The sequence below is a fragment of the Vibrio crassostreae 9ZC13 genome, from assembly GCF_000272045.2.
Taxonomy (GTDB): domain Bacteria; phylum Pseudomonadota; class Gammaproteobacteria; order Enterobacterales; family Vibrionaceae; genus Vibrio; species Vibrio crassostreae_C.
The window spans coordinates 104,064-109,423 of record NZ_AJYZ02000042.1; the positions used below are offsets into that span (position 1 = coordinate 104,064).

The window sequence follows — 5,360 nt, forward strand, 5'->3', positions numbered from 1 at the left end:
ATCGGCTAGGTTAAGTTCAGTTGTTGTACCTGATTGAACACATACAGAAGCGCCATCAAGCTCTTGAGCACTTGTTAGGCCAAGTTCTTTTTTAACCATGAAGCCTTGACCATCGTAGTAGTTAACGCCTACGAAGTTCAGACCTAGAGCAGTGTCACGATGTAATGTCCATGTTGTGTTACGAGATAGTACGTCGATTTCGCCAGATTGAAGCGCAGTAAAACGCTCTTTTGCTGTTAGAGGTACATACTTAACTTTAGTCTTGTCACCGAGTACAGCCGCTGCAAGAGCTTGACAATACTCAACATCAATTCCTTCCCATTCACCTTTTGAGTTAGGGTTAGAGAACCCTGGAAGACCGGTACTTACACCACAAGTTAGAAATCCTTGAGATGTGACTTTGTCCAGAGTGCTTTCTGCCGCTGATGCCGATGTTGCCATCATCGCAGTTGATGCAGCTACTACTGAAGCAAGAAGTGTTAGTTTATTTGTCATTTGTATCCTTCCTTGTTAACCAGGTGACACCTGATACTCGTGCTCGTTTGAGTTTCTCTTATGTGTTGCGTTTTCTATGACCTTGTTGTTCAAATTAAACGAGTTGCATTTTGCAAATGAAACTGTGTGCGATTTAAACAACTGTTTATAAGGTTAGGAAAGGATCCGTAGTTTCACAAATGTATAATTTAAAAAGAATTTTGAATGAAATCACAAATCCGAACACAATTAGAATGACCAAATGTTAAGTGAATGTAAATAGTGCAACGGTTCACACTGTTGGTGCAACGAGATTTAGATTTTTATATTGATAATCGACTAGATAAATATTCTGAATCCACATCACAATGATGAAACATTAAACTTAAGAAATGTTGAAATTTGGTCAATAAATATTTTTATTACACTTCGATAGTTATGAATATGCTCCAAATTTGGTAGCATGGCTGAATAGTTATTGAAGTAGTCTCAAGGAAGAACATGCGTTATTTCCCAATGTTTTTGGATGTAGAAAATAAGCCAATCTTAGTGGTTGGTGGGGGTGAGGTTGCTTGCCGTAAAGTCGATAGCTTACTACGAGCGGGAGCGGATGTGACTTTGGTGTCTCCCAAGGTAGCGCCTTACTTAAAGCAGCTTGTGGACGAGAACAAGCTTCACTGGGTTCAAAACTTTTACTCGTCACAGATCATATCGAAAAATTACTTGCAGGTTTGGGCCACAACAGACAACCCAAGCTTGAATCACCAAGTGTATAATGATGCGAAAAAACTGGGCATTTTAGTCAATGTGGTTGACGATCTTCCTTACTGCGACTTCATCACACCTTCGATGATAAATCGCGGCAGAATCCAAATTGCCATCTCTAGTGGCGGGGCATCACCTGTTTTAGTAAGAAATATCAGAGAAAAACTCGAAACGGTATTGCCACAAAACATAGGTTTGATAGCAGACTTCGGTGCATCAAAACGCAATTCAATCAAAGAGTCATTCCCAACCGTCGACGAGCGTCGTAAATTTTGGGAGCGTTTCTTGTCATCCAGCTTTATCGAGCAGGTGAATGACAGAGAGCAGTTAGAGTCTTACTACCAGCAAGCGCTAACCGAAGGCATTGATAGCGAAGGGCAGGTCACTTGGATTGAATTCGAGCAAGATGTCGAGCTGCTGTCTATGAAGGCTTTACGTTTGATGCAGGAGGCAGAGCTCGTACTTTCACCGAGCGATTGTCCATTTGAATTTATCGACCTGTGCCGCCGAGATGCAGAAAGAGAGAGCTACGCCAACAGCGGAGAGCTATCAACAAAGCTTGAGCAAGCAAGAGCAGAGAAATTACGAGTGTGTGTGTTTATTCCACCAGCAAGCGTAGAGTTTAATCTGTTGGTCGGCAAAGATCTAAAATTGTCAGCAGCCCAAGTACTCAGTTGAGGTAATTGCTTCTAGTTGAAATGAGAGCTTTCTGGTTGTTTGAAATCGGCTAGAGGCTCGGAATAAAACTAAAGCTGGACCAGATAAATAAAAAGCCACTTCGAGAAGTGGCTTTTTGCTATTTCAAACACGACATTGTGCTGATGAATGAGCAACCCAAATAGGCGGTCGCTCAAACTCAATAATTAGTCGCGGAAGTTGTCAAACTGGAAAGGTTGACCAAGTTCACCGCCGCGAACTAGAGCCATAACAGCTTGTAGGTCATCACGCTTCTTACCAGTAACACGAACTTTGTCGCCTTGGATAGAAGCTTGAACTTTAACTTTGTTGTCTTTGATTAGCTTAACGATCTTCTTAGCGACATCAGTTTCAATGCCTTGCTTAAAGATAACCGTTTGGTGCCAAGTGCGACCTGTTTGGTCTGCCGCTTTCGCTTCCATCGCGTTAGGATCAACATTACGCTTCGTTAGGTTGCTGCGAAGGATATCGCGCATTTGCTTCAGTTGAAAATCGTCTTGAGCAGTCAATTTTACTGATTCATCTTTGTAATCAAAGCTTGCGTCAACGCCGCGGAAATCGAAACGAGTCGATAGTTCACGGTTTGCGTTGTCTACTGCGTTACGCAGTTCTACTGCTTCTACTTCAGAGATAATGTCAAATGATGGCATTGTGTTGTTTCCTTAAGCTAAGTTTCTATCTTTAATTGCTGTTGCAAGCATGTCTAGCATTGTTGCAGTATCTTCCCAGCTTAGGCATGGGTCAGTAATCGACTTGCCATATTCTAGGTTGTTAATGTCTGTCATTGGCTGGTTGCCTTCAATAATGAAGCTCTCTGCCATAATGCCTGCAATTTGGTTCTTGTTAGATTTAATTTGCTCACAAATGTCTTGTGCAACTTCTAACTGCTTACGGTGTTGCTTCTGACAGTTAGCGTGGCTAAAGTCTACAACCAAACGTTGAGGTAGATCGAATTCAGCCAGTTGCTTACATGCAGTATCTACAGATTCAGCGTCGAAGTTAGGGCCTTTATCGCCACCACGTAAAATAACGTGACCGTATGGGTTGCCAGAAGTACGGTAAACCGTCATGCGGCCGTTCTTATCTGGAGAGTAGAAGTAGTGTGAAGCATGTGCTGCACGAATTGCATCGATAGCAATCTTGATGTTGCCGTTGGTCGCGTTCTTGAAGCCAACAGGGCAAGACAGTGCAGAAGCCATTTCACGGTGAATCTGAGATTCAGTTGTACGAGCGCCAATCGCACCCCAAGTGATAAGGTCTGCAATGTACTGACCTGTGATCATATCAAGGAATTCAGTCGCGGTAGCTAGGCCAAGCTTGTTGATATCTAGCAGAAGCTTACGAGCTTTGTTCAAGCCTGTTTCAAGTGCGTATGAACCATCAAGGTTAGGATCTGTAATCAAACCCTTCCAACCTACAACAGTACGAGGCTTCTCGAAGTAGGTTCTCATTACAACGAACAGTTCATCTTTGTACTGGTCTTGAATTTTGCTTAGGCGCTCAGCGTAATCAAGTGCCGCATCTGTATCGTGAACAGAGCAAGGGCCTACGATAACTAATAGGCGGTTATCACGACCAGTTAGGATATCTTCGATTTGGCGGCGAGAATTTTTAATGCGCTCAGCAACGTCGTCAGTAATAGGGTGTGCATTGCCTAGTTCGGCAGGAGTTGGCATAGGACCCAGAGCTTGGGTTCTCAACTCATCAGTTTTTAATGGCATGTGATAGCTTTTTTATTCTATTGCGAAGTGGTTAAGATAACGGAATTGAACAGAGGAATAAACTCTATTGAGTCAAAGTTATCTCAGTTATTGCTAATATTCTTATTTTTATCAGCAGGCCAGCGTCAAATAAGGGATTTTCACTTGTATTAACAGGCAGCTATCGGTATTTTCGTTTGAACACAACATAAAAATGCTGGAGCAGCAATGACTCAAGAAAATCAAAGCACTTTGCACCCAGAACTCGTCTTAGGTGATGTGCTGCCTTCTTACAACGATAATAATAATTCTAACCACTTATACGTTTCATTATCAGAATTAGTGATGGATCGTGTCTTCTACCACCCAAGTATCGAGAGTCACTTAGATACTTTGACTGATATTGAAAAAACGTCTTTAGAAGCGATCCTTGGCGATAAAACAGTCGATGAGCATTTTGTTTCGACCTTAGTGATTGCCATTCAAGCTGCCGTTCAGCCAAATCACACTTCTGTTCGTATCGCATTAAGCAGTGCAGACAGCTATGGATTCCGTTCGCTGCTTGGCGGGAACTGTGAAGCAGAAGAGATTAACCCTGCACTAGGTGTTCGTGGCGTTGCTCGTTACGCGACACCAGAATACAGCAAGGCTTTCGCTTTAGAATGTCAGGTTATTAAGGCATTACGTGAGCAGGGCATCAACGTTGAAGTAGTTGTGCCTTACGTTCGTGCGTTAAGCGATGCCGCTAAGATTATTGACCTGCTTGCCGAGCAAGGGCTACCACGCGGCCTTAACGGTTTGAAAGTACTGTTCTCGTGCGATGTGCCGTCTGCAGTGCTACTGAGCGAACGTTTACTGCATTACTTCGATGGTGTAGTGGTAAACGTTGATAGCTTAGCGTCTTTCACTTTAGGCGTAGACAAACACAATGAAGCTCAGCAACACGCTTTTGATCCACAAAACGAAGCGGTTATTACCTTGTTGGATATGATTGTTAAAGCAACCCTGAACGCGAAGAAGCCAGTGCTGCTAGTTACGCAAGGTTTAGTCGATTATCCACGTCTACAAGGTTACATTGCTGACCTTGAAGGTGTTGAAACGGTCGTGACTGCGTAAATCGATTAGCTTGCCTGATAAGCCGACTTAAGGCGCTAATGCTTTGAGAATGAAAGAGATATCATTGTGCGATGATATCTCTTTTTTGTAACATTTTTTTGACATTCTTATCGCTAGTCGATTAACTGGTCTGATGACTAACTTGGCTAGGTAATTCGAATGTTGACCCCTCTACAAAAAGCAAATTTCTACTTAAGCATGTTTGGCTTTTTCAAAGTCCCACTTATCTGGTTGTGCCGACCAAAACTACTCGCGTTGGACAACCAACATGTTGAAGTGAAAATCCCGCTTAGAAGGCGTACTAAGAATCACCTTAACAGTATGTACTTTGGCGTTTTGGCTGTAGGTGCGGATGTCGCTGGTGGGTTTCTTGCGATGAGCAAATCTCAGCAGCAAGGTGAAAAGATCTCGTTGGCTTTTAAAGAGGTGACGGGTAACTTTTTGAAGCGCCCTGAAGGTGATGTGCATTTCACTTGTAACGACGGTGAGCTGATCAACACTATGCTGGCAGAAACCATGTCGACCGGAGAACGGGTCAATCAACCCGTAACCATTATCGCGACTTGCCCATCTTTACATGGTGACGAGCCGATGGCGGAGGTCACGCTT

At 43.2% G+C, this 5,360-nt stretch carries 6 protein-coding genes; 3 read left to right on the forward strand and 3 right to left on the reverse strand.

Going from position 1 to position 5,360, the window contains the following annotated elements; genetic code table 11:
• Positions 1–495, reverse strand: a 495-nt coding sequence (locus A136_RS19120; protein WP_017063831.1) for a transporter substrate-binding domain-containing protein, incomplete at its 3' end; no start/stop codon positions are given.
• Positions 496–975: 480 nt separating this feature from the next.
• Between A136_RS19120 and A136_RS19125 the strand changes: the two genes are divergently transcribed.
• Positions 976–1,917, forward strand: a complete 942-nt coding sequence (locus tag A136_RS19125; RefSeq protein WP_017059700.1) for a precorrin-2 dehydrogenase/sirohydrochlorin ferrochelatase family protein — start codon at positions 976–978, stop codon at positions 1,915–1,917.
• A 185-nt stretch (positions 1,918–2,102) separates the two neighbouring features.
• Here the strand turns inward: A136_RS19125 and A136_RS19130 are convergent, their stop codons facing one another.
• Positions 2,103–2,585: a YajQ family cyclic di-GMP-binding protein gene (locus A136_RS19130; RefSeq protein ID WP_017063832.1), complete on the reverse strand. Its 483-nt coding sequence runs from the start codon at positions 2,583–2,585 to the stop codon at positions 2,103–2,105.
• Between the two features lie 12 nt (positions 2,586–2,597).
• Positions 2,598–3,656 carry a 3-deoxy-7-phosphoheptulonate synthase gene (locus tag A136_RS19135; protein ID WP_017059698.1) on the reverse strand — a complete coding sequence of 353 codons (1,059 nt, stop codon included), beginning with the start codon at positions 3,654–3,656 and terminating at the stop codon, positions 2,598–2,600.
• Between the two features lie 207 nt (positions 3,657–3,863).
• Here A136_RS19135 and A136_RS19140 point away from each other — a divergent pair, with 207 nt between their 5' ends.
• Positions 3,864–4,751 carry a putative PEP-binding protein gene (locus A136_RS19140; RefSeq protein WP_017059697.1) on the forward strand — a complete coding sequence of 296 codons (888 nt, stop codon included), beginning with the start codon at positions 3,864–3,866 and terminating at the stop codon, positions 4,749–4,751.
• A gap of 159 nt (positions 4,752–4,910) precedes the next feature.
• On the forward strand, positions 4,911–5,360 hold a 450-nt coding region (locus tag A136_RS19145), incomplete at its 3' end, for a PaaI family thioesterase (protein WP_017063833.1).